Below are 21,589 nucleotides of genomic sequence, written 5' to 3'. Positions count from 1 at the left end.
GATGGGGGCGGCGTCGGCGGCCACGGCCAGCGCCACGGCGGCCGTCGCGGGATCACCGCCGGCGGCGATGGTGGCCTTTTCCGCCGCCTTGGCCAAGGTGTCGAAACATCCCAGGCGGGCGCTGGCGTCGCCGAGCACGGCGCAGCGCTGCATTTGCTGTTCCAGTTCGCCGGCCATGGCCAGCGCGGGAGACGCCAGCAGGGAAGAGAGAATTATTTTTCTTAGTTGGATAGTCATAGGCTGAGTGGGGCATGTCGTTGGTGCGCACCTGGGCTGCATGCCGGCGGCGTCGCCTCGCACGGCAGGATACCGTGCGTATTGATACGGATTAATCTTTGTTGATTTATTACTGATGAAAGTATAGCTGAAGCACGCATTTTCCCTGCGCACCTGACGTGTGCGAGCGTAGCAGTGTTGCGCGCATGGTAAACCAGGGGCCGTCGTGCCGCGTAAAACGATGTCTGCTACACTGGAAAACCGGCGCAAACCCTGGCGTGCCGGGGCTAGCCATGGAGATTGTGATGACCCGCAAAACACCTATCGAGCGCTACCGCAATATCGGCATCAGCGCCCATATCGACGCCGGCAAGACCACCACCACCGAGCGCATCCTGTTTTATACGGGGGTGAATCACAAGATAGGCGAAGTGCACAATGGCGCCGCCACCATGGACTGGATGGAACAGGAACAGGAACGGGGCATCACCATCACCTCGGCCGCCACCACGGCCTTCTGGAAAGGCATGGCGGGCAACTTCCCCGAACACCGCATCAATATCATCGACACGCCCGGCCACGTGGATTTCACGATTGAAGTCGAACGCTCGATGCGCGTGCTCGACGGCGCCGTGATGGTCTACGATGCCGTCGGCGGCGTGCAGCCGCAGTCGGAAACCGTCTGGCGGCAAGCGAATAAATACCATGTGCCGCGCATCGCCTTCATCAACAAGATGGACCGGGTGGGCGCCGATTTCCTGCGCGTGCGCCAGCAGATCGCCGAGCGCCTGAAGGGCGTGGCCGTGCCCATCCAGCTGCCGATCGGCGCGGAAGAACACTTCACGGGCGTCATCGACCTGCTGAAAATGCGCGCCATCACCTGGGACGACGCCAGCCAGGGCGTGCAGTTCAGCTATGCCGAGATTCCCGCCAGCTTGCAGGCGCAGGCGCAGGAATGGCACGAGCACCTGGTCGAGCACGCGGCCGAAGCGACGCCGGAGCTGACGGAACGCTACCTGAATGGCGACACGTTTACGGAAGCGGAACTGAAACAGGCCTTGCGCGCGCGCACCATCCGCAATGAAATCGTGCCCATGCTGTGCGGCAGCGCCTTTAAAAACAAGGGCGTGCAGGCGATGCTCGACGCCGTCATCGAATACCTGCCGTCGCCGCTGGAAGTGCCGCCCATCATGGGCCATGACGAGCATGACAACGAGGTGGAGCGCCATCCGGCCGACGACGAACACTTTTCCGCACTGGCTTTCAAGATCATGACGGACCCGTTCGTGGGGCAGCTGACGTTCTTCCGCGTGTATTCGGGCGTGGTGAATTCGGGCGACATGGTCTACAACCCCACCAAGGGCGCGCGCGAGCGTCTGGGGCGCATCCTGCAGATGCATGCGAATGAACGCAAGGAAATCAAGGAAGTGTATGCGGGCGACATCGCCGCCGCCGTGGGCCTGAAAGCCGTGACGACGGGTGACACCCTGTGTGCGCTCGATCACATCATCGTGCTGGAAAAGATGATTTTCCCGGAACCCGTGATTTCGCAGGCGGTCGAACCCAAGACCAAGCCGGACCAGGAAAAGATGGGCATCGCCCTGAACCGCCTGGCGCAGGAAGACCCGTCGTTCAAGGTGCATACGGATGAAGAGTCGGGCCAGACCATCATGTCGGGCATGGGCGAATTGCACCTGGAAATCCTGGTCGACCGCATGCGCCGCGAATTCGGCGTGGAAGCGAACGTGGGCAAGCCGCAGGTGGCCTACCGCGAAACCATCACGCGCACGGTGGAAGATATCGAGGGCAAGTTCGTCAAGCAGTCGGGTGGACGGGGCCAGTACGGCCACGTGGTGCTGAAACTCGAACCGCTGGAACCGGGCACGGGCTACCAGTTTGTCGACGCCATCAAGGGTGGCGTGGTACCGCGCGAATTCATCCCCGCCGTCGACAAGGGCATTGTCGAAACCCTCAAGGCGGGCGTGCTGGCGGGCTACCCGGTGGTGGACGTGAAGGCCACCCTGACCTTCGGTTCCTACCACGACGTCGATTCGAATGAAAACGCCTTCCGCATGGCCGGCTCCATCGCCTTCAAGGATGGCATGCGCAAGGCCCACCCCGTGCTGCTCGAACCCATGATGCAGGTGGAGGCGGAAACGCCGGAAGAATTCATGGGCAATGTCATGGGCGACCTGACGGCCCGCCGCGGCATGGTGCAAGGCGTCGACGACATCCCCGGCGGCTCGGGCCGCATCGTCAAGGCCCTGGTGCCGTTGGCGGAAATGTTCGGTTACTCCACCACCTTGCGCTCGCTGACCCAGGGCCGCGCCACCTACACGATGGAATTCAAGCACTACGCGGCCGTGCCCAAGCATGTATTGGAGCAGGTGGCGGCTGCTGGCAAAGCGAAATAAAATCGCATCAAACCCTGATGGCAGATACCGGGGTCGTACCCTGCAGGGTACGACCCGGTCGTCGCGGTTGGGAGTAAGGCTGGGGTCAGACCCGTCGGGTGTTTAGTCGGCAGACATGGGTAACACTTTGTCGGGAGACATAGGTTACACATCAGACTTCCATTTTACGGCGAATCACGCAGGTTGATTCGCCGTATTTCCTTGTGACAGAAGAACACCTCAAACACATCGTCAATCGTGGTTGGCTTGATGGCCACCAACTGTGTTCTCAGGCCCTCGCCGATAAAGTAGCGTCGGTTCTGAAAAGAAATTTCTCCCTTGTCGCTGACTTTGCGGACAGTATCACCCGATGGATACTCGATCGGTGGCAGCACGCTCGGGAAAGCCCTGCCGCTAGCGCGATAGCGACTGATCGGCGTTTGTTGCTGTAGGGCTTCGTGCGGGCGTACCGTGTTGTAACGCTCCCGCCAGCGGTCAAAGGCAAACTGGCAGGCGTCGAGCGATTCGAAGCCGTTGCGTTGCAGTAGTTCCAGCTTCAGCGTGCGGTGGAATCGTTCATCCTTGCCTTGTGTTTGCGGGTGATGCGGCCGGCTGTGGCCCACGCGGATCCCCAGCCGTATCAACCACACTGCCAACTGCGACAGCCCTGCACGCCCCGAGGTACCCCAAGGTGCGCCATTATCGGCCGTCATCCGCTCTGGCAAACCATAGCGCTCAAAGGTCGCCTGCAACGCCGTTTGCACGGTGCTGCGCTGCTCATTGCCGCATGCGCTCAAGCACAAGTTATAGCGCGAGTGATCGTCGAGAATAGTCAGTGGATGACAGCGTCCGGCACGTGCATCGGTCAAGGCGAAATGCCCTTTAAAGTCCATCTGCCAGAGCAGATTGGGGGCGGCATGCTCAAAACGCGACGGCGCGACCTCTTCCTGCCTGACGGGTGCGCCCAGGATAGTGCGTCCGTGACGACGCAAGACAGCATCGATAGTGCTGTGATGGGGTGGTTTGGCCTCACATAGCAGCAAGGTACGCAGCTTACGTGCGCCCCAGTAAGGGTGCTCAGCATTGAGCGCCAGAATGGCCGCTTCAAGTGTAGCGTGTGTACTTGCCGGTGAAGCATGTGGGCGACGCGATCGATCCTGTAGACCGCTGTTGCCTTGCCCGCGGTGGCGTTCCAGCCACTTATACGCCGTCTTGCGGCTGATGCCAAAGTTGCGGCACAGCGCCGCGATATTGGCGCCTGGCTGCTGTGTCAGCAGGACAAATTCCAGTCGGGTAGACATGAGGGTGGTTTCCTTCCAGGGCATTGCACGCTCCAGTTCGTGGCGGTGCAATCATCATAAAAGGTGTTACCCATGTCTCCCGACAAGTGTTACCTATGTGTCCCGGCTATACACCCTGAGAGTCCGACCCCAGCATTTTTCTTTGGGTGCGGATTTTGCGCATTCAACCAAGCCAAGTCAGGCAGGCCGGTAGGTCGGATTAGCGCGCAAGCGCGTAATCCGACAAGCCCACCAAAACACCCATCCCCACCAAAAATCAAGCTCCCTGATCAATTTTTCTTTCCTTGCGTCAAAAATCGGCATAAAATGAAACCGTACAGTACAGTTTCACTACGTAGTTCTAAAAATCAGCCATCCCCGACGTGTTTGCCTGGGCAGGGGAGGCGTCTTGGAAAAAAAATGGACATTTCAACAAAGAATGGAGCGGCGGCGATCCCGCCGGACTCCAGGGGCAAGCGCGTTGCGCTGGCCGTTTTTGGCGTTTTTCTCGGGCTTTCGGGGCTGGCCCTGGCGGCCGGCGGCATGGAACTGATCACCCTCGGTGGTTCCTGGTATTACCTGCTGGCCGGTCTCGGCCTGACCCTCGCCGGCGTGCTGTATCTGCGCCGCAAACCGCTGGCCAGCGCCATCGTCGCTGCGCTGCTCGTCGCCACCTTGCTGTGGGCCGTGTGGGAAATCGGCTTTGGGTTCTGGCCCATGGTGCCGCGCCTGGCACCGTTCCTTGTCATCGGCCTGGTCGCCGCCCTCGTGCATCCGTGGCTGGCCGGCCGCGCGCGCTCAGGCCAGTCGCGCGGTTTCGCCGCCTTGTTCGCCGTGCTGCTGGTGGCCGGTTTTGCCTCCATGTTCAAGCCGCACGGCGTGCTGGAGGCCACAGTCCAGCCGCAGCAGGATGCCGTGGCGCTGGCCAATGACGGCAGCGCCAACTGGGCGCATTATGCGAATGGGCTGGCAGGCACGCGCTTCGCGCCGTTCACGCAGATCGACAGGCAGAACGTCGGCAAGCTGCAGGTGGCATGGAGCTACCGCATGGGCGAATTGGCCGAAGGCGCGTCCGAGTCCCAGAATACGCCGCTGCAGATCGGCGACACTGTCTATACGTGCACGCCAACGAGCAAGGTCATCGCGCTCGATGCGGATACGGGCAAGGAGCGCTGGAGCTACGATTCGCGGCCAGCCAATACCAAGACGTGGAACCGTTGCCGCGGTGTCGGCTATTACGAGCCGGCCAAGGTTGATAAACCGTTCCGTTTTGAGGGCATGCAGACGGCCAGCGCACCGCAGGCCGGCGCGTGCGCCAAGCGCATCGTGCAAGTGACCATGGATGCGCGCCTGATCCAGATCGATGCGCAGACGGGCAAGCTGTGCGAAGGTTTTGGCGACAAGGGTTCCGTCGACCTGATGACGGGCCTGGGCAAGGTGCGTGTCAACGTGCCGTACTACGCCTACACGTCGGCGCCGACCATCGTGCGCAACCTGATCATCCTGGGCGGCTGGGTCTTTGACGGCCGCTCCATCGACGAGCCGTCCGGCGTCGTGCGCGCCTACAGCGCCGACACGGGCGCACTGGTATGGGCCTGGGACCTCGGCAACCCGGCCATCACCAAGCTGCCGCCGGAAGGGCAGACGTACACGCGCAGCACGCCGAACATGTGGTCCACGCCTGCCGTCGACAATGAACTGGGCCTGGTCTACCTGCCGCTGGGGAATGAGCAGCCCGATTTCTGGGGTGGCAAGCGTCCGCCGCTGACGGAAAAGTATTCATCTGCCATCGTCGCCCTCGACATGGCCACGGGCCGCGAACGCTGGACCTTCCAGACCGTCCACCACGATATCTGGGATTACGACGTGGCCGCGCAGCCGGCCCTGTACGACGTCCCGGATGGCAAGGGCGGCAAGACGCCGGCGCTGGTGCAGCTGACCAAGCGTGGCCAGATATTCATGCTGGACCGCCGCACGGGCACGCCGATCGCCGAAGTGGTGGAAAAACCCGTGCCGCAGGAGCATGCGGCCGGCGACTGGGTGGCCAAAACGCAGCCATACTCCACCGGCATGCCGGTCTTCGGCGCGCAAACGCTCACGGAGCGCGACATGTGGGGCGCCACATTCTTCGACCAGCTGGCCTGCCGCATCCGCTTCCGCAAGCTCAATTACCAGGGCGAGTTCACGGCGCCTGCTACCCGCGAAACCCTGATCTACCCTGGTTACTATGGTGGCTTCAACTGGGGTGGCGCGGCCGTCGATGAAAGCAATGGCTATATGTTCGTCAACGATATCCGCATGCCGCAGGTGGTCAAGCTGGTGCCGCGCGAAACGGTGGACGTGGCCAAGCTGACCTCGGGCCACGGCGTGGGCAGCACCTATCCGATGGACGGCACACCGTTCGTCATCGACCACAAGGCGTTCAATTCGCCGCTGGGCATTCCCTGTCAAAGTCCGCCATGGGGCGTGTTCGCCGCCATCGACTTGAAAACGCAGAAGAAAGTGTGGGAGCGTCCGGCCGGGACGGTGCAAGATGCCGTCATCAACGGCGTGCGCGCGAGCCTGCCGATCCCGCTGGGCATGCCGACCCTGGGTGGCGGCGTCAGCACGGCGTCAGGCCTGGTATTTTATGCGGGCACGCAGGATTACTATCTGCGCGCCATGGATATCGCCACCGGCCGTGAAGTGTGGAAGGCGCGCATGCCAGTCGGCTCGCAAGGCACGCCGATGACGTATGTCTCGCCCACATCGGGGCGCCAGTACGTGGTGGTGGTCGCGGGTGGTGCCCGCCAGAGCCCGGACCGTGGGGATTACGTGATAGCATACGCGCTTCCCAAGACACAGTAAGAGTTTGCTTCATGCCCCAGTTGCGCACCGTTCCCGCTTCCCCCAGTACCCGAAGCGAGGAGCGGCGCCGCAAGCTGCTGGTGGCGGCATCCAAACTCTTTCTTGACTCCGGCTACGATGGCGTCAGCATGGATGCCATCGTGGCCGAGGCGGGCGGCTCGAAAGCCACCGCCTACCGCTACTTTGGCAGCAAGCAGGAGCTGCTGGTGGCGGTGGTCGAATACCTGTGCGCCGATTTCATCATCGCCCTGCGCCAGCTCGATACTTCGGAGGCTGGCCTGGAACAGGGCTTGCAGCTGATCCTCGATGAACTGGTGGCAGTCGTCACCAGCCCCCGCCACGTGGATTTCTATCGCCTCGTCGTCACAGGCGCGGCCGCCGTGCCGGCCGTAGGCCAGACCTGGTACGAACACGGCCCGCAAGTGTGGCACGCGCTGATCCTGCGCCTGCTGGAACAGCAGCGCGCGCAAGGCCGCATCGCACCCGATACCGCGTTTTCCAACCTGCCGCAGATTTTGTTCGACGCCGTCTTTTCGCACCTGACCACGCGCACCGTGATGCTGGGGCAGGGCGGCAATGCGGCCACGTTCCGGCCATTGATTGTGGAGTTGATTGAATTGGTGGTGGCGCGCGTGGCGCGCAGCGCGTAATCCGACCTGCTCGGCCAATGCCAGTCAAAAGAGCAAGAGAATTTGCGCGTCCCTTCAGTCTTCCGGCGCCGTCCACACCAAATTCCACAGGTGGCCATCGATATCCTCGAAGCCCTGGTCATACATGAAACCATGGTCTTCGGGCGGATGCGGCGTGCGGCCACCGGCGGCAACGGCCCTGGCGATCAGGCTGTCCACTTCTTCCCGGCTTTCGCAACTCAGGCAAATGACGACTTCATTGCTTTCCCTGGCATTCGCGACGGGCTTGTCGATTAGCGACTGGAAGAAGGCTTCGGTCGTCAGCATGGCCTGGATAGTGTCGCCGGCGATGTGCATGAACGCCGCGTTCTCGCCGCTGAAGCGGGGATCGAAGGTGAAACCCAGAGCGGAAAAGAAGGTCCTGGATTTGTCCAGGTCCTTCACGGGCAGGTTGAGGATGATCTGTTTTTTCATGGCGTCTCCCTGGTCTAGGTGATGGGCATTGAGACTGTAAATCATTTGACAGCGGCTGTCAGCGCAAGTTTGCGCTTCTGCAGTCAACGGGCCTCGCGCCTGGTGGCCCGCCGTCCATCTTTTTACGTGCGGAACGGTGGGCCGAGTGCGCCTGGATAATTGTGTTGGGGGCGGAACGCCACGTAATCCGACGCTGCTGGGCCAACAATGGTGTCGGATTACGCTTCGCTAATCCGACCTACGTGACTGGCTGCTGTTGGCCTCTCGAGGGCGCCGAGAATCAATCGATGGACCACTACAGCCACAGCGCGTAGGTCGGATTAGTGGCGGAACGCCGCGTAATCCGACGCTGCAGGGATAACAATGGTGTCGGATTACGCTCCGCTAATCCGACCTACTTGACTGCTTTGGCCGATATCATTTCTCGGCATGATCCAGTCCTTCAGGCCAAGGAAGAGGGCTTCGCGGGCGTCACGCTTCCCAGGGTCCGGCGCCGGCAAGACTCAAGTCGCAATACCATACTTGTGCTGCGTGGCCGCATACTGCTGCTTCAGCGATTCCAGCTTCGGATGCTTGGGGTCGATCTTGCGGATCACTTGCATCTGGTGCTGCGCCTGTTCGGCCAGCGGGGCTTCCCAGCCCAGCATGTTGAGCTGGCGCAGGATGGCGTCGACGGAGGCGAACAGCACGGGCAGGTTGCCCGGCGTTTTGCGCAGGGCCTGGCGCAGCACGAAGACGGCCCCCTTGAGTTCTCCGCTTTCCGACTTGCTGGCCGCGTCCTGCATGAGTTCCTGCACCTGGTTCTTGATCTGCTGGCCCATGCCTTGCGCCAGGTCGTGGCGGCCGGCTTTCTCGAACACGTCCACGGCCGCTTCCATCGTCACTTCGCTGTCCGCCTCGTTGACGAGTTTCATCATGACGTCGGACGCGGCCTGCTCCAGGTTGTTCTTCAGGCAGCTCTGCACCAGGCCCACCTTCAGCTGCGTCGACAGGCCGCGCGCGCCGTCGAGGGCGGCGGCGGCCAGCTGCAGCTCGCTGGCGGCGGCGATGTCGTTGCCCGACAATTCATGCAGCATGGCGGCCGAGATGGCGCGGCACGCTTCGACGTTGGCGCCGCCGCGCAGCGAACGTTCCATGTCGCGCAGCACGCCGCTCGCCTGCGGCGCGTCGCCTTTTTTTACCAGCGTTTTGACCAGGTTGACATGGTCTTCCGGGTCGCGGAATTCCGAGTACTTCGCCTTCGTCACCACCTGCTTGTAGGCCCGTTCGGCTGCGCCGATGTCGCCCGTGTCGAAAGCGATGCCGCCCAGGTGGCGCAGGCGGCGCACCATGTGCGGCGAAATGGCCACCGCGTCTTCGAGGATTTTCTTCGCCTGCATCTGCTGGCCCATGGCTTCATGGTTCTTCGCCAGCAGGTCGTAGGCGGCCATGAAGCGGGGATTGACTTCCACCAGTTCCAGCAGCGCGTCCTGCGCATCTTCGTGGCGCTGCTGTTCGAACAGCGTGCGCGCCAGTCCCAGGTGTGCCCAGGCCATGGGGCGCGTGGCCAGCGTGTCGGCGTAGATCTGTTCCGCTTCCTTCCACTCGCCCAGGGTCAGGTGCAGTTCGGCGCGCAGGCGGGCGAAATCGGCCGCCAGGCGCGGGTGCTGCAGTTCCGCCGCGCGGCAGCTTTTCACGGCTTCGCGCAAGTCGCCCTTGTCGATCAGCTGGTAGGTGGGCAGGAAGAGGGCGCGGCGCTCGATGGCGCGTTCGATGCGCCCGCTCAGCACATCGACGGTAAACGGTTTTAATATGTAGTCGGACGGCGTCAGCTCGGCCGCGCTGATCACCTTGCTGTGGATGGCTTCGGAGGTCAGCATGATGAATATCGTCCACAGGCCGATCAGCTTATGGTGGCGCAAGTCTTCCAGCAATTGCTGGCCGTCCTGGCCGTCCGTGCCACTACCAAGATCGTATTCGCACAGGATGATGTCGAACGGTTTCTTTGTCAGCAGGCGGATGGCCGTGCCGGAATTGACGGCGTATTCCACCTTGGTGATGGCCGCCTGGTTCAGCATATTGTGCAGATTGCCCCGCATGCTGGGGTTCGGGTCGACGATCAGGACAGATAAGTCGCTATGTTCTGGCATTGTTCAGCTCTCGTTCATCTGTTCGGTCATTTGCGGGAACTCTTCTTATATATGTGCCTGTTAGTACTATTTTTTATCAGCATACTGCAAAGCCGCCCGACACTGCCAGCAAAATGCAAGCTATCGAACGCAGGGCAGGGCGGCCGGCGCTTCCGCTGGTTGCCGGCGTTGTATTTCATGACAATCGGCAGGCCTGTCGCGGCAGCGGGCGCGGCTTTTTCCTGCAGATAGTTCACTTGCATGATAGTATCCTAATTACAACTAATGTTGAACGCCGTGTAATCTTGCGGCCAGGCATGCGCAAGGCTTTACCGGGCGCTTCTTTCTTTCTGGTGTCGATACCCGTCATGCGCATTCCTGACCTTTCTTCCCTGCGGCGCGTTGCCGTTCCCCTCGCATTTGGCGGCAACAGCGAACAGCAGCACACGTATTTCGCGGAGCTGCACCGCGTCGGCATGGTCACGCAGCTGCTGGGCATCATCGCCTACAGCCTGACCTGGATACTGATGCCGCCACCCTACGAGCCGAACCTGACGCACGCGGTGCTGGCGCTGCTGGGCATGCTGGCCAGCCTGGTGGCGCGCTACCGCTGCACCACCTTGCCCGTGCTCACCATCACGGGCGCCTGCGCCGTGCTGGCGCTGACCTTCGGCTTGCGCACCATGGCCGATGCTGTCGAGCACGCCAGCTTCTGGGTCTTGCCCGTCGGCGTCTTCATGACACTGGCCATTGCTTCGATCTTCAATGGCGGCCTCAGCTACCTGGCCGTGGTGGCGGGCGTGTGGTGGAACGTGGGCCATGGCTTGTATCCCGTCAACGCGGGCTTGCCCGACCAGCCGTGGGCGCCGCTGATGATCGCCGTCAGCGTGCTGTTCGGCCTGGCGCTGAATGTCAGCTTCAGCTTATTGCGGCTGCGTAATTACCACGCCAGGCAGGAACTGACGCGGCTGGCTTACCAGGACAGCCTGACTGGCCTGAACAACCGCCGCATGTTCACGCAGCGCGCGCAGCAGATGCATGGTGCGCCGCATGGCGGCATGCTGCACTTTTTGATGATCGATATCGACGATTTCAAGATCATCAACGACCAGCAGGGCCACGATGCAGGCGACGAAGTGCTGGTGCGCACGGCCGCCGTCATCGCCGCCAAGGCGCACGGCCACCTGTGCGGGCGCCTGGGCGGCGAGGAGTTCGGCATCGTCTACGCGGGCAATCGTGAAGAGGTGCGCGCGTTTGCGGGCGCTCTGGTGGACGCCGTCAGCCAGGCGTTCCTGGCCGCGCGTTTCGTCTCCATCAGCGTGGGCGTGGCCGAACTGGACCGCGGCAAGGAGCTGGGCCACAGCTACCGCCTGGCTGACGAAGCGCTGTATTTGGCCAAGCGCCAGGGCAAGAACCGCTATGTGATCGCCTGACGGCCGTCTGGCGCGGTCGCTTGGTGCATGCCTGGCGCTGGTTGTTGCAAGTTGGCAAAAACTACCGGTTTCAAGGGCAAAATGGCCGCAAAGCCATAAGTTCCGGTAATAAAGCAGGGGTAAAACGGGTATAATGCGCGCAAAGGAAATTTGCCGTACGAAAGATATTGTCATACCTACCTTTAACCCGCAGCCACGCTGCATCAACCACCTTCCAATCATGTTGATACTGCCGGGTTCCAATGCCCTGTCTCATTTCCGTAGCCACCGTCTGTTAAGCCAACTGCAAGCCGTTTCGCCTGCGATTGTTGCCGTGCAAGCACGCTATGTCCATTTCATCGATGCCAGCGCGCCTCTCACCAACGACGACAGCACGCGCCTCGGCGCCTTGCTGACGTACGGCGAGCCGGCCCAGGCAGACAATACGGAAGGCGCTGCCGAAGAATTCTTCGTCATCCCCCGTTTCGGCACGATCTCGCCGTGGGCATCGAAAGCCACCGACATTGCGCACAACTGCGGCATGGCGCACATCAAGCGCGTCGAACGCGGCATCGCTTTCCGCATCAACCTGAAATCGGGCATCCTGGGCAGCGCCATCGGCGCCGGCAAATTGACGGACGAACAGGTACAGGCCGTGGCCGGCCTGCTGCACGACCGCATGACGGAATCCGTGCTGCGCAGCGCCGACGACGCCAAGGACCTGTTCCGCACCCTGGAGGCGCGCCCGCTGGAATCGATCGACTTGCTGGGGCAGGGCAAGGCCGCGCTGGAAACGGCGAACGTGGAACTGGGCCTGGCGATGTCGGAAGACGAAATCGACTACCTGGACGCCGCCTTTACCAAGGCCGGCCGCAACCCGACGGACGTGGAACTGATGATGTTCGCGCAGGCGAACAGCGAGCATTGCCGCCACAAGATCTTCAACGCCGACTGGACCATCGACGGCGTGGCGCAACCGAAGTCGCTGTTCGGCATGATCAAGAACACGCATGAACTGCAGCCGAAGGGCACCGTCGTCGCCTACAGCGACAATTCCTCGATCATGGAAGGCGCGACCGTGTCGCGCTTCTACCCGCGCGGCGAAAACCATGAATATGCGGCGTCGACGGAACTGACGCACACCCTGATGAAGGTGGAAACGCATAACCACCCGACGGCCATTTCTCCATTCCCGGGCGCCTCCACGGGCGCGGGCGGCGAGATTCGCGACGAAGGCGCGACGGGCCGTGGCGCCAAGCCAAAAGCGGGGTTGACCGGTTTCACCGTATCGAATTTGTCCCTGCCGGACGCCGTGCGCAGCTGGGAAACGGCCGCTTCCGTAACGGCGCCGCTGGCTGGCCGTACCGAGGCAGACCAATACGGCAATCAATATGGCAAACCCGAACGCATCGCTTCGCCGCTGCAGATCATGATCGAAGGCCCATTGGGCGGCGCCGCGTTCTCGAACGAATTCGGTCGTCCCGTCCTGGGCGGCTACTTCCGCACGTATGAACAGAACGTCGGCGCAGACAAAGATGCGGTATTTGGCTACCACAAGCCGATCATGATCGCGGGCGGCATCGGCAATATCTCGGCGCAGCACACGCACAAGAACGACATTCCCGTCGGCAGCCTGCTGGTGCAGCTGGGTGGCCCTGGCATGCGCATCGGCATGGGCGGCAGCGCCGCTTCGTCGATGACCACCGGCAGCAATACGGCCGACCTGGACTTCGATTCCGTCCAGCGCGGCAACCCGGAAATGGAACGCCGCGCCCAGGAAGTCATCAACGCCTGCTGGCAAATGGGCGCCGATAACCCGATCATCTCCATCCACGACGTGGGTGCGGGCGGCTTGTCGAATGCGTTCCCGGAAATCACCAACGACGCCAAGCGCGGCGCGATTTTCGACCTGCGCAAGATCCCGCTGGAAGAATCGGGCATGGCGCCGAAAGAAATCTGGAGCAATGAATCGCAGGAACGCTACGTGCTGGCCATCGCGCCGGAAAGCCTGCCGCTCTTCAAAGCCATGTGCGAACGCGAACGCTGCCTGTTCGCCGCCGTGGGCGTGGCCACCGAAGAGCGCCAGCTGAAACTGATCGACCCGGAACTGGGCAACGAGCCGGTCGACATGCCGATGGACGTCTTGCTGGGCAAACCGCCAAAGATGCAGCGCGACGTGGTCCACGTGGCCAATGACTTCCCGGCCATCGACCTGACGGGCATGGACTTGAAGGACGTGGCGCAAAAAGTGCTGCTGCTGCCGACCGTGGCCGACAAATCCTTCCTCATCACCATCGGCGACCGCAGCGTGGGCGGCATGACCGTGCGCGACCAGATGGTGGGACCATGGCAAGTGCCGGTGGCCGATTGCGCCGTTACCACCATGAGCTTTGAAGGCTACCTGGGCGAAGCGATGGCCATGGGCGAACGCACGCCGCTGGCCGTCATCGACGCGGCAGCTTCCGGCCGCATGGCCGTGGGCGAAGCCGTCACCAACATCGCCGCCGCAGCCATCGGCGATATCAGCGACATCAAACTGTCCGCCAACTGGATGGCCGCGTGCGGCCAGCCAGGCCAGGACGCGGCCCTGTACGACACGGTGAAAGCCGTCGGCATGGAACTGTGCCCGGCGCTGGGCATCAGCATCCCGGTCGGCAAGGATTCGCTGTCGATGCGCACGACGTGGAAAGACGAGAGCACGGGGGCGGCGAAATCCGTCACCTCGCCAGTGTCGCTGATCGTGTCCTCGTTCGCGCCAGTGACCGACGTGCGCAAGTCGCTCACGCCGCAGCTGAAAACGGACAAGGGCGACACGTCCTTGATCTTGATCGACCTGGGGCGCGGCAAGAACCGCCTGGGCGCCTCCGCCCTGGCGCAAGTCATGGGCCAGCTGGGTAACGCCACGCCGGACGTCGACAGCGCGGAAGACCTGAAAGGCTTCTTCGCGGCCATTCAAAAACTCAATAGCGACGACAAGCTGCTGGCCTACCATGACCGTTCGGACGGCGGCCTGTATGCCACCCTGACGGAAATGGCCTTCGCCGGCCACACGGGCATGTCCGTCAACCTGGACATGCTGACCATGGAAGGCGAGCATTCCAGCGACTGGGGCGACGCCAAGAACTGGGCCGGCCAGGTAGCGGAACGCCGCAACGAACTGACCCTGCGCGCCTTGTTCAGCGAAGAGCTGGGCGCCGTGATCCAGGTGCGCGCGGAAGAAAAGTCTCTCGTCATGGACGTGCTGCGCACGTTTAATTTGGGCGCCTGCAGCCATATCATCGGCAAATTGAATGACCGCGACGTGATCGAATTCACGCGCGACGCCAAGCTGATTTACACCCAGCCGCGCGCCGAACTGCACCGCCTGTGGAGCGAAACGAGCTGGCGCATCGCCCGCCTGCGTGACAACCCGGCCTGCGCGGACGCCGAATACGACCGCCTGCTGGACGTGCAAGACCCGGGCATGTCGCCGATCGTCACGTTTGACCAGAACGACAACATCGCCGCGCCATTCATCGCCACCGGCGTGCGTCCGCGCGTCGCCATCCTGCGCGAGCAGGGCGTCAACTCGCACATCGAGACGGCCTACGTCATGCACCAGGCAGGTTTTACGGCTGTCGACGTGCACATGAGCGACCTGATTGCCGGCCGCGTCAAGCTGGACGACTTCCAGGGCGTCATCGCCGTGGGCGGCTTCTCGTACGGCGACGTGCTGGGCGCGGGCGAAGGCTGGGCAAAAACCATCCTGTTCAACGCCAGCCTGGCGGAGCAGTTCGCGCGCTTCTTCAACCGCACGGACAGTTTTGGCCTGGGCATCTGCAACGGCTGCCAGATGATGAGCAACCTGAAATCCATCATCCCCGGCGCCCACGCCTGGCCGAAATTCACGACCAACAAGTCGGAGAAATTCGAAGGCCGCTTTGCCATGGTCGAAGTGATGGATTCCCCATCGATCTTCTTCAACGGCATGGCCGGCACGCAAGCGGGCATCGCCATCGCCCACGGCGAAGGCTACGCCGACTTCTCGCAAACGGGCGACATCACCCAAGTCACCAAAGCCATGCGCTTCGTCGACAACAAGGGCGCCGCCACCGAAGCGTATCCGTACAACCCGAACGGCTCGCCGGAAGGCATCACCTCCGTGACCACGCCAGACGGCCGCTTCACCGTGCTGATGCCGCACGCGGAGCGCGTGTTCCGCAGCGTGCAGCAGTCCTACCACCCTGAAGCGTGGGGCGAGGATTCGCCGTGGATGCGCATGTTCAGGAATGCGCGGAAGTTTGTGGGGTAATTAGTTCGCTTTCAGCGCGGCGCCTTGGTTTCAGGCGCTGCTGCTGGGATGGAAATGAGAAAGCCGCTGTCGGGAGACAGCGGCTTTTTTGTTTCGAGACTATTGATACCTTTTTAAGACAATACTTGTGGTTTCGATTGCAATGCAATTTTGTTGTTTTTAATTAGTATCTTTATTTTGTTTGCCCACGCTTTTTTTTTCTTCTTCAGTATTGTCGGTTTTGCATTCTGCGTTGAATTTTTCCCAAATTCCAATTAGTTTTAGGTGTAATCCCTTTTGGGAAAATTGATAATTTTTACTTGCATCCTCAAGATCCCAAGCAAACCATTTACTATATATGTACCCCTCTATTGCCTTAATCGCTGCAGTGGAGCTTTCGGGTGCAGTCTTGTTTTTTGTAACTGATAGGAGGAAAGGGATTATGATTGGCATGCTATCCTTCCTTAGTGAATTATCGCTTATTAATCTACCACCTAATATGCTTATGCAGCCATCTATTGCTGTGTATTTATTTTTAATTAAATATTTTAGAGCGCAAACCATCTCAAGACTGTCAAACTTCGCACTCTCAATAAATAAGCATAAGTAAAGACTATGATTTTTGAAATCAATTTGGAAATTATCAAAATTAATATTAATTTTTGTTTTTATTGATCTCGCATACAATTTAACCCAAGCTTCTTCATTAATGGATAATGATATTTTAGGAGTTTCACCTTTTGAAAAGTAGGATTTAAGTATTTCGTGCGATAAGAAATCTTCTACCTTTTTAATTTTATCTAGAGATAGAACCTGAGGGAAAGAAACTTCATCTTCAGAAAGCCATTTTTTTAGTCTATGTATTGACGACTTAATTATTGGCATTATTGATTTTTTGTCATCAATGTTAATAATCATCTTTAGCGCCTGAAGTGAATTTGAATTTTCAATGGGCCAATGATTTATCTCGGATATAAATAACCCAAGTGTTTTGATGACTTCTATTTTTTCTTGGTGATTATCTTTGTGAAATATTTTACTGTTATAAATTGAAAATATTAAACTTGTAAATGCATCTTCACCTCCTTTTTTTATTTCTCCAACGTAGTCTTTTAATTTTAGAGAAAATATTTCTGGAAAGCCAACTTGACTATAGTTATTTTTCAATATGATTCCGCTCTTATCTTCAATGGATGCTTTTATTTTTTTATCAAGAAGAATCTGATTTGCAATGTTTTTCTCGACATTGAAAAATAGTCCACCAATTGAATTTTCTATATCTTTTCCAAGAAGTTGGATGTTGTTTCTGGATGGTATCTCTCTACTGATTAACTTTTCCAAAAAAATATCCGAACTATATTTTTCTCGAAAAATAATATATAGTGCTTTGTGCGATATTGGAACCTCCCTCCACTGAAGATCAATAGCGACGATACTATTCACAAAAGTCAAAAGGCGTCTTGGGCTCGGCGGCGCTATCTCCATTCCCATTTCTTGTGCGCAAAGTAAGAATATTGCATGTTTTTCTGTAGATGCTACCTCTTCTGAAAAAGCGGTACATAGAAGATCAAATAAGTGATTTTTCCAAATGGATAAATTTAAAGGTGGGACATAAAATTTAATTTGAAATGATTTTTCTAGAAAATGTTCTTGAGATGAGGTTTTTTTATTTTCTTGCTCGGACTCTATTTCAGTAGGTTTAAGTTTTTCTCTGGAGTAAGGAATTATTACCCATAATTTTCTGAACCAAGTTTTGTCAGAAAAAGCTGTATTCGCTATAAATGAGCGTAGGATCGACCAAACTTCTTTTAATTCATCGGTATCAACTCGATCTAAATTATCAAGAATTATAACCAATTTTCTATTTTCATAACGAAGTGCGGTCCCTAGGAGCTTTTCAAAATTTTCTTGGAATTCAATTGATGTCGATTCCTTTTCGCCGGTAATTTCTGTACTCTCAGATGTTTCAGTTTTCTTTAAAAATAGATTCCACATATCATTGCTTGTTTCTCCTTTTAATTTTGATGTTAATAGCGATAGGATTATGCAAATGAAAGGAAGTGTTGCTATTGCTGTTCCTGCAATGAGCGGGTAATTTGAGAAGCTCCAAATTGCATTTTTCGTATCTCGTGCCCCAACTGAAATAAGCGAAAAACCTAACGGAATTAGTAGTAGAAGAGGTAAAAATATTTTTGCCAAATTTGTATATGCTGGGGTTGTTTTTTTTACTGACTCCTTTAGATTTCCAGATAATTTTTCTTTTAATCTTATCCAGAAGTCTACGTCATAGCAACCATCTTCAGATTTGTCTGTGGTTAACCAGCCCAAATCAATGAAGTGATTAATTAATGATTCTAGAAATACTCGCCTTAATGGTTCCCCTTGATGAACCCATGCATCAAAATTAAATGTTGTAATTTTTTTTCTGGAAGATGGCATCGAAGAAATTATCTTTACAATACTTGATTTTCCAGAACCCCAGTTTCCTTCCAGACCAATAGTTTTTCCACCTTCTTGATTTTCAATAATGTAATTTATTGCCTCTGCTATTTTTCTGTGAGCATTAAATTTGTCATTTTTTGTTGGTGTGTCGCTTATAATATTTGGAAACATCGTTAGCTCTTTTTTAATATCTTGTTTTATGTGGGTTCTATAAAGCATACTTTTATGGATTGAAATATAAAATTTATTTTATTTTTATGTGTTTTTGATGGTTGGGTTTTTAGAGAATTTTATGATTGGATCTCTATAGAGATAGTTTGTTTTAGGTTTTATATTTCTTCAGTTATTTATTCGACGGTGAAATTTCACAACAGTCTAGCCACCCCCACAATCACCACCGCCGACGGCACCAGCAAAAACTGCGCGATCAGCGTCCCCGCCAGTCGGCTTCCCACCAACCACACCACCGCGCGCCGGAATTGCGATTCTTCGATCTTGCCCTCGATGGCATCATCCGTCATGCCCGACAGGTGCGGGTCGATGAAGACGGCCATCATGATGGTGGCGCCGCCGTTGATGATCGATGAAAGCGTGCTGGAGGTGACGCGCACGCTGGGGTCGAGCACGCCTGCGTACAGGGAAGCGAAGACGCCCACCGTCCACAGGGCGGTGGCGATGACGTTCATGGCGGTCATCGAGACGGAGACGCCGGATTTTTCGCCCAGGCCCGTGACGTTTTCGGGCTTGGGCAGGCTGGCGGAGGTCTTGAGGTAGGACAAGCCGCCCTTGAAGACGGCGTGCAGCAGCAGTTTTGGTACCGACCTGTCAACCTGGAAATGCTCGACAGCGCGGCAGAAGGCGCGCTGGAAGGTGGGGATCAGTATCGCGCCGAGGACGGTTGCCAGGCTGGCGGACAGCAGCAGCCAGTGGAAATCTACCAATAGGATGCTGGCGGCAACATGCTGGTCGATGCCCGTTTCCATCCGCTTGGCGAAGGTAGGACTGAAAAACGGGCCCAGAAAAGAGTTCGAGGTACGCACCAGCAATATCAAAATGCTGAATAGGGCCAGCGACACGGCGATGCGCCGTGTACGGATGCTGGCGATGCGCACGGAACAGGCGAGGGTGCCGATGATGTGGATGATGAACGTCAGTGCGCAAATCTGCAGCAATTGCTTGTTCATCACAGCCTTGCAGTGAAGAAAATGTTATTCCATGCTGCCATGAAGTTACTTATTTTTCAACTGCAAATAAGTTAATTATCAAGTTAAGTGGTTTTCGTGGTGTTTTTGGTGTTTGTGTGCGGTAGGCTGTCTTTGACCCCAAGGCAGAAACTGGGGTCAGACCCTTAGGGGAAATGTCCCCAAAAGGGGGATATTTCGATCACGAAGTGTCTGACCCCGGCCCTTTGCCTGTGGGGTGAACCATGCCGCCACTGGCGCGATAGCCACAATGGCGTTGCCATCGTAGTTACTTGCTTGCATTCCAGCGACGCGCCCTCAGCTACGTGGGAGTGGTAGCCTGTAGCGCTGCCTCATTCGAACCAACCAGGAGAACCGCCATGAGTTTTGATTCCTTTCTGTCCAAGCTGAAGACCAAAGCAAGCGAACTGAAAACCGAAGCGCTGAAGTACAAGAACAAGGATTTCCTGAATGCTGCGATGGCCGGGTCGGCTCTGATCGCGATGGCGGACGGCAGTGTCAGTGCGGAAGAGAAGCAGAAGATGGTCAAATTCATTGAAAGCAATGACGCGCTGTCGGTGTTTACCACCAGCGATGTGATCAAGGCTTTCCAGGACTATGTCGGCCAGCTGGAATTCGACAAGGATATCGGCGAGGCCAAGGCGTATCAGGCGCTGGGCAAGATGAAGTCGAATGTGGAGGCGTCGCGCCTGCTGGTGCGCATGATTATCGCCGTCGCTTCGTCGGACGGCAATTTCGACGCCAACGAACAGCGCGTGGCCAGCAAGATCGCGCGCGAGCTGGGCCTGACTCCGGCGGAGTTCGAGTTGCAGTAACTATTAAGCCAGCCAACCCCGGCTGGCCAGACTTAACTCTTGTCCCACCACGGCGGCGTGCCCGAAGACCAGGGGCACGCCATTTCCAATTCGCTGATCCGGTAACGGATCTCTATCACCTGGCCATGTTGAAACGGACCGCGTCGCCAGTCGCCGGAATCAAAGACGTAGCCTTTGCCCTTGATGCAATGAGTGGTCGGATTGTTGCCGATGGGGCCGGTCGAGTGCAGGGTGACGCGCACTTCGCCGTTGGCGTCCAGCGGCGCGTCGCCACCCATGAACAGTGGATCCGAGCCGACGTCGCAGACAGTGGTGCTACCTATCTTGCTGCAGTGCTTGATATACGTTTGCTGGCGCGCATTGGCCAGGTAATCGTCATGCCGCATCGGCTTGCCGTCGTCATAGGTAAAGCGCAGGGTCACTTGCGTGGGCTCGCTGGCCGGATGGCGCGTCGTGGTGGTGCAGGCGGCGCTGACCAGGGCCAGCAGGGGCCAGGCCAGCAGGCGCAGGCCTCGCCCCAAGAATTGCGCCAGCCGGGCTGGAATTTTTTTAGTCTGCGTCATGGTGCTCCATGGAGTGGCTGCGGCATTATCGCGGCGAAGGTGGCCAAGGTGGCGATGGCGGCGATCATAGCATGCAGGCAATGTTCTAGGCATCACGACTGCCGTGCCACTAGCGCGCCGCGATCGGCAGCGCCGCCACCCGTTCCAGGCGCATGCTGCCGTCGGCCATGCGCTGTGGCGTCACCATCATCACCAGTTCTCCATTCAGCGTGCCGTCGTCGCGGCGGTCGATGCGTACCTTGAGCTTGCGGTCGAGCGCGACAAACAGATTGGGCGTGGCGGCAACGATGCGGTGTTCTTCGCCGTCGCCCACCTTGGCGTACAGCAAACCGCCGTACTGGCGCAGGCGCAGGGGCTGGCCGTTGGCCAAGGTGTATTCGCCCGCGTAGGGCTGGAAATCCTCGCGGCTGATATAGCGGGGCTGGGCCGGCGGCGTGATGCGCAGCGACAGGGCAGGTACTTCCACCGTGCGCTCCGGCGGCAGCACCTGGGCCGTGGCCAGGGTGCTGGCGGCGATGACGATGCACGAGATGATGCGGTTCTTCATGATGGCTCTCCTTGCTCAATGGGGGATGGGCCAGGCCGCGCCACCGCTGCTCTGGTGGATCAGGGCGATCAGTTCGCCCTGGCGCGCCGTGCCCGTCTTGTCGTAGATGTGGTGCAGATGCGTCTTGACGGTGTTGATGGAGACGCTGGCGCCAGTGGCGATGCTGTCGATGGCGCTGCCTTGCGCCAGCGCCTGGGCCACTTGCGCTTCGGCTTGCGTCAAGTCAAACAGCTGCTGCAGCATGGGCGCTGCCACGGCTGGCGCCTGCGGGTCGCGCGCCAGCACCAGGGCGCAGGGGCGCGCATGCAGCCGATTGTGTCGATGCTGCTGCGGCCGGAATGGCGCCACCGTCAGGCACAGGTCAGGTGCGCCCGGGCGAGGCAGGCGCACG

General features: G+C 58.2%; 15 protein-coding genes and 1 pseudogene. 6 read left to right on the top strand and 10 right to left on the bottom strand.

The window, feature by feature from the left end:
* Window positions 1-237 (bottom strand): annotated as a pseudogene (locus JaAD80_RS03140) (phospholipase); the annotation flags it as partial.
* Between the two features lie 284 nt (window positions 238-521).
* On the opposite strand from JaAD80_RS03140, the gene fusA reads away from it, so the two are divergent.
* Window positions 522-2,630: an elongation factor G gene (gene fusA / locus JaAD80_RS03135; RefSeq protein WP_102292836.1), complete on the top strand. Its 2,109-nt coding sequence runs from the start codon at window positions 522-524 to the stop codon at window positions 2,628-2,630.
* Window positions 2,631-2,794: 164 nt separating this feature from the next.
* Here the strand turns inward: fusA and JaAD80_RS03130 are convergent, their stop codons facing one another.
* Entirely contained in the window at window positions 2,795-3,934 is a 1,140-nt protein-coding gene (locus JaAD80_RS03130; RefSeq protein ID WP_102292835.1) for an IS481 family transposase, read from the bottom strand.
* A gap of 375 nt (window positions 3,935-4,309) precedes the next feature.
* Here JaAD80_RS03130 and JaAD80_RS03125 point away from each other — a divergent pair, with 375 nt between their 5' ends.
* Both JaAD80_RS03125 and JaAD80_RS03120 read left to right on the top strand, forming a co-directional pair.
* On the top strand, window positions 4,310-6,736 hold the full coding sequence (locus JaAD80_RS03125; RefSeq protein ID WP_102292834.1) for a membrane-bound PQQ-dependent dehydrogenase, glucose/quinate/shikimate family: 2,427 nt from the start codon (window positions 4,310-4,312) through the stop codon (window positions 6,734-6,736).
* Window positions 6,737-6,747: 11 nt separating this feature from the next.
* Complete coding sequence (locus tag JaAD80_RS03120) at window positions 6,748-7,386, top strand: TetR/AcrR family transcriptional regulator (protein ID WP_102292833.1); 639 nt, start codon at window positions 6,748-6,750, stop codon at window positions 7,384-7,386.
* A gap of 54 nt (window positions 7,387-7,440) precedes the next feature.
* Here JaAD80_RS03120 and JaAD80_RS03115 read toward each other — a convergent pair whose 3' ends face one another.
* The 3 genes from JaAD80_RS03115 to JaAD80_RS30520 form a co-directional block, all read right to left on the bottom strand.
* Complete coding sequence (locus tag JaAD80_RS03115) at window positions 7,441-7,839, bottom strand: VOC family protein (RefSeq protein ID WP_102292832.1); 399 nt, start codon at window positions 7,837-7,839, stop codon at window positions 7,441-7,443.
* A gap of 503 nt (window positions 7,840-8,342) precedes the next feature.
* Window positions 8,343-9,968, bottom strand: a complete 1,626-nt coding sequence (locus JaAD80_RS03110; protein ID WP_102292831.1) for a tetratricopeptide repeat-containing response regulator — start codon at window positions 9,966-9,968, stop codon at window positions 8,343-8,345.
* 26 nt (window positions 9,969-9,994) lie between these two features.
* Window positions 9,995-10,210: a hypothetical protein gene (locus JaAD80_RS30520; protein WP_180979273.1), complete on the bottom strand. Its 216-nt coding sequence runs from the start codon at window positions 10,208-10,210 to the stop codon at window positions 9,995-9,997.
* 54 nt (window positions 10,211-10,264) lie between these two features.
* On the opposite strand from JaAD80_RS30520, the gene JaAD80_RS03105 reads away from it, so the two are divergent.
* Both JaAD80_RS03105 and purL read left to right on the top strand, forming a co-directional pair.
* Window positions 10,265-11,380: a diguanylate cyclase gene (locus JaAD80_RS03105; RefSeq protein WP_180979272.1), complete on the top strand. Its 1,116-nt coding sequence runs from the start codon at window positions 10,265-10,267 to the stop codon at window positions 11,378-11,380.
* A 220-nt stretch (window positions 11,381-11,600) separates the two neighbouring features.
* Window positions 11,601-15,650: a phosphoribosylformylglycinamidine synthase gene (gene purL / locus JaAD80_RS03100; protein WP_102292829.1), complete on the top strand. Its 4,050-nt coding sequence runs from the start codon at window positions 11,601-11,603 to the stop codon at window positions 15,648-15,650.
* Between the two features lie 159 nt (window positions 15,651-15,809).
* On the opposite strand, the gene JaAD80_RS03095 is transcribed toward purL, so the two are convergent.
* Window positions 15,810-18,290, bottom strand: a complete 2,481-nt coding sequence (locus JaAD80_RS03095; protein ID WP_102292828.1) for a P-loop NTPase fold protein — start codon at window positions 18,288-18,290, stop codon at window positions 15,810-15,812.
* A 146-nt stretch (window positions 18,291-18,436) separates the two neighbouring features.
* Window positions 18,437-19,255 (bottom strand): lipid II flippase Amj family protein, encoded by an 819-nt coding sequence (locus JaAD80_RS03090; protein WP_102292827.1) that lies wholly within the window; start codon window positions 19,253-19,255, stop codon window positions 18,437-18,439.
* Between the two features lie 377 nt (window positions 19,256-19,632).
* On the opposite strand from JaAD80_RS03090, the gene JaAD80_RS03085 reads away from it, so the two are divergent.
* On the top strand, window positions 19,633-20,088 hold the full coding sequence (locus JaAD80_RS03085) for a tellurite resistance TerB family protein (RefSeq protein WP_102292826.1): 456 nt from the start codon (window positions 19,633-19,635) through the stop codon (window positions 20,086-20,088).
* 32 nt (window positions 20,089-20,120) lie between these two features.
* On the opposite strand, the gene JaAD80_RS03080 is transcribed toward JaAD80_RS03085, so the two are convergent.
* The 3 genes from JaAD80_RS03080 to JaAD80_RS03070 form a co-directional block, all read right to left on the bottom strand.
* Window positions 20,121-20,651 carry a hypothetical protein gene (locus tag JaAD80_RS03080; RefSeq protein ID WP_102292825.1) on the bottom strand — a complete coding sequence of 177 codons (531 nt, stop codon included), beginning with the start codon at window positions 20,649-20,651 and terminating at the stop codon, window positions 20,121-20,123.
* 109 nt (window positions 20,652-20,760) lie between these two features.
* Window positions 20,761-21,198 carry a hypothetical protein gene (locus JaAD80_RS03075; RefSeq protein ID WP_102292824.1) on the bottom strand — a complete coding sequence of 146 codons (438 nt, stop codon included), beginning with the start codon at window positions 21,196-21,198 and terminating at the stop codon, window positions 20,761-20,763.
* Between the two features lie 15 nt (window positions 21,199-21,213).
* On the bottom strand, window positions 21,214-21,589 hold a 376-nt coding region (locus JaAD80_RS03070), incomplete at its 5' end, for a helix-turn-helix transcriptional regulator (RefSeq protein WP_146012240.1).

It is taken from the genome of Janthinobacterium sp. AD80, from assembly GCF_002878455.1.
Taxonomy (GTDB): Bacteria; Pseudomonadota; Gammaproteobacteria; order Burkholderiales; family Burkholderiaceae_D; genus Janthinobacterium.
Note: the sequence above shows the minus strand (reverse complement) of the source record. Positions and strands in the feature narration are given on the sequence as shown.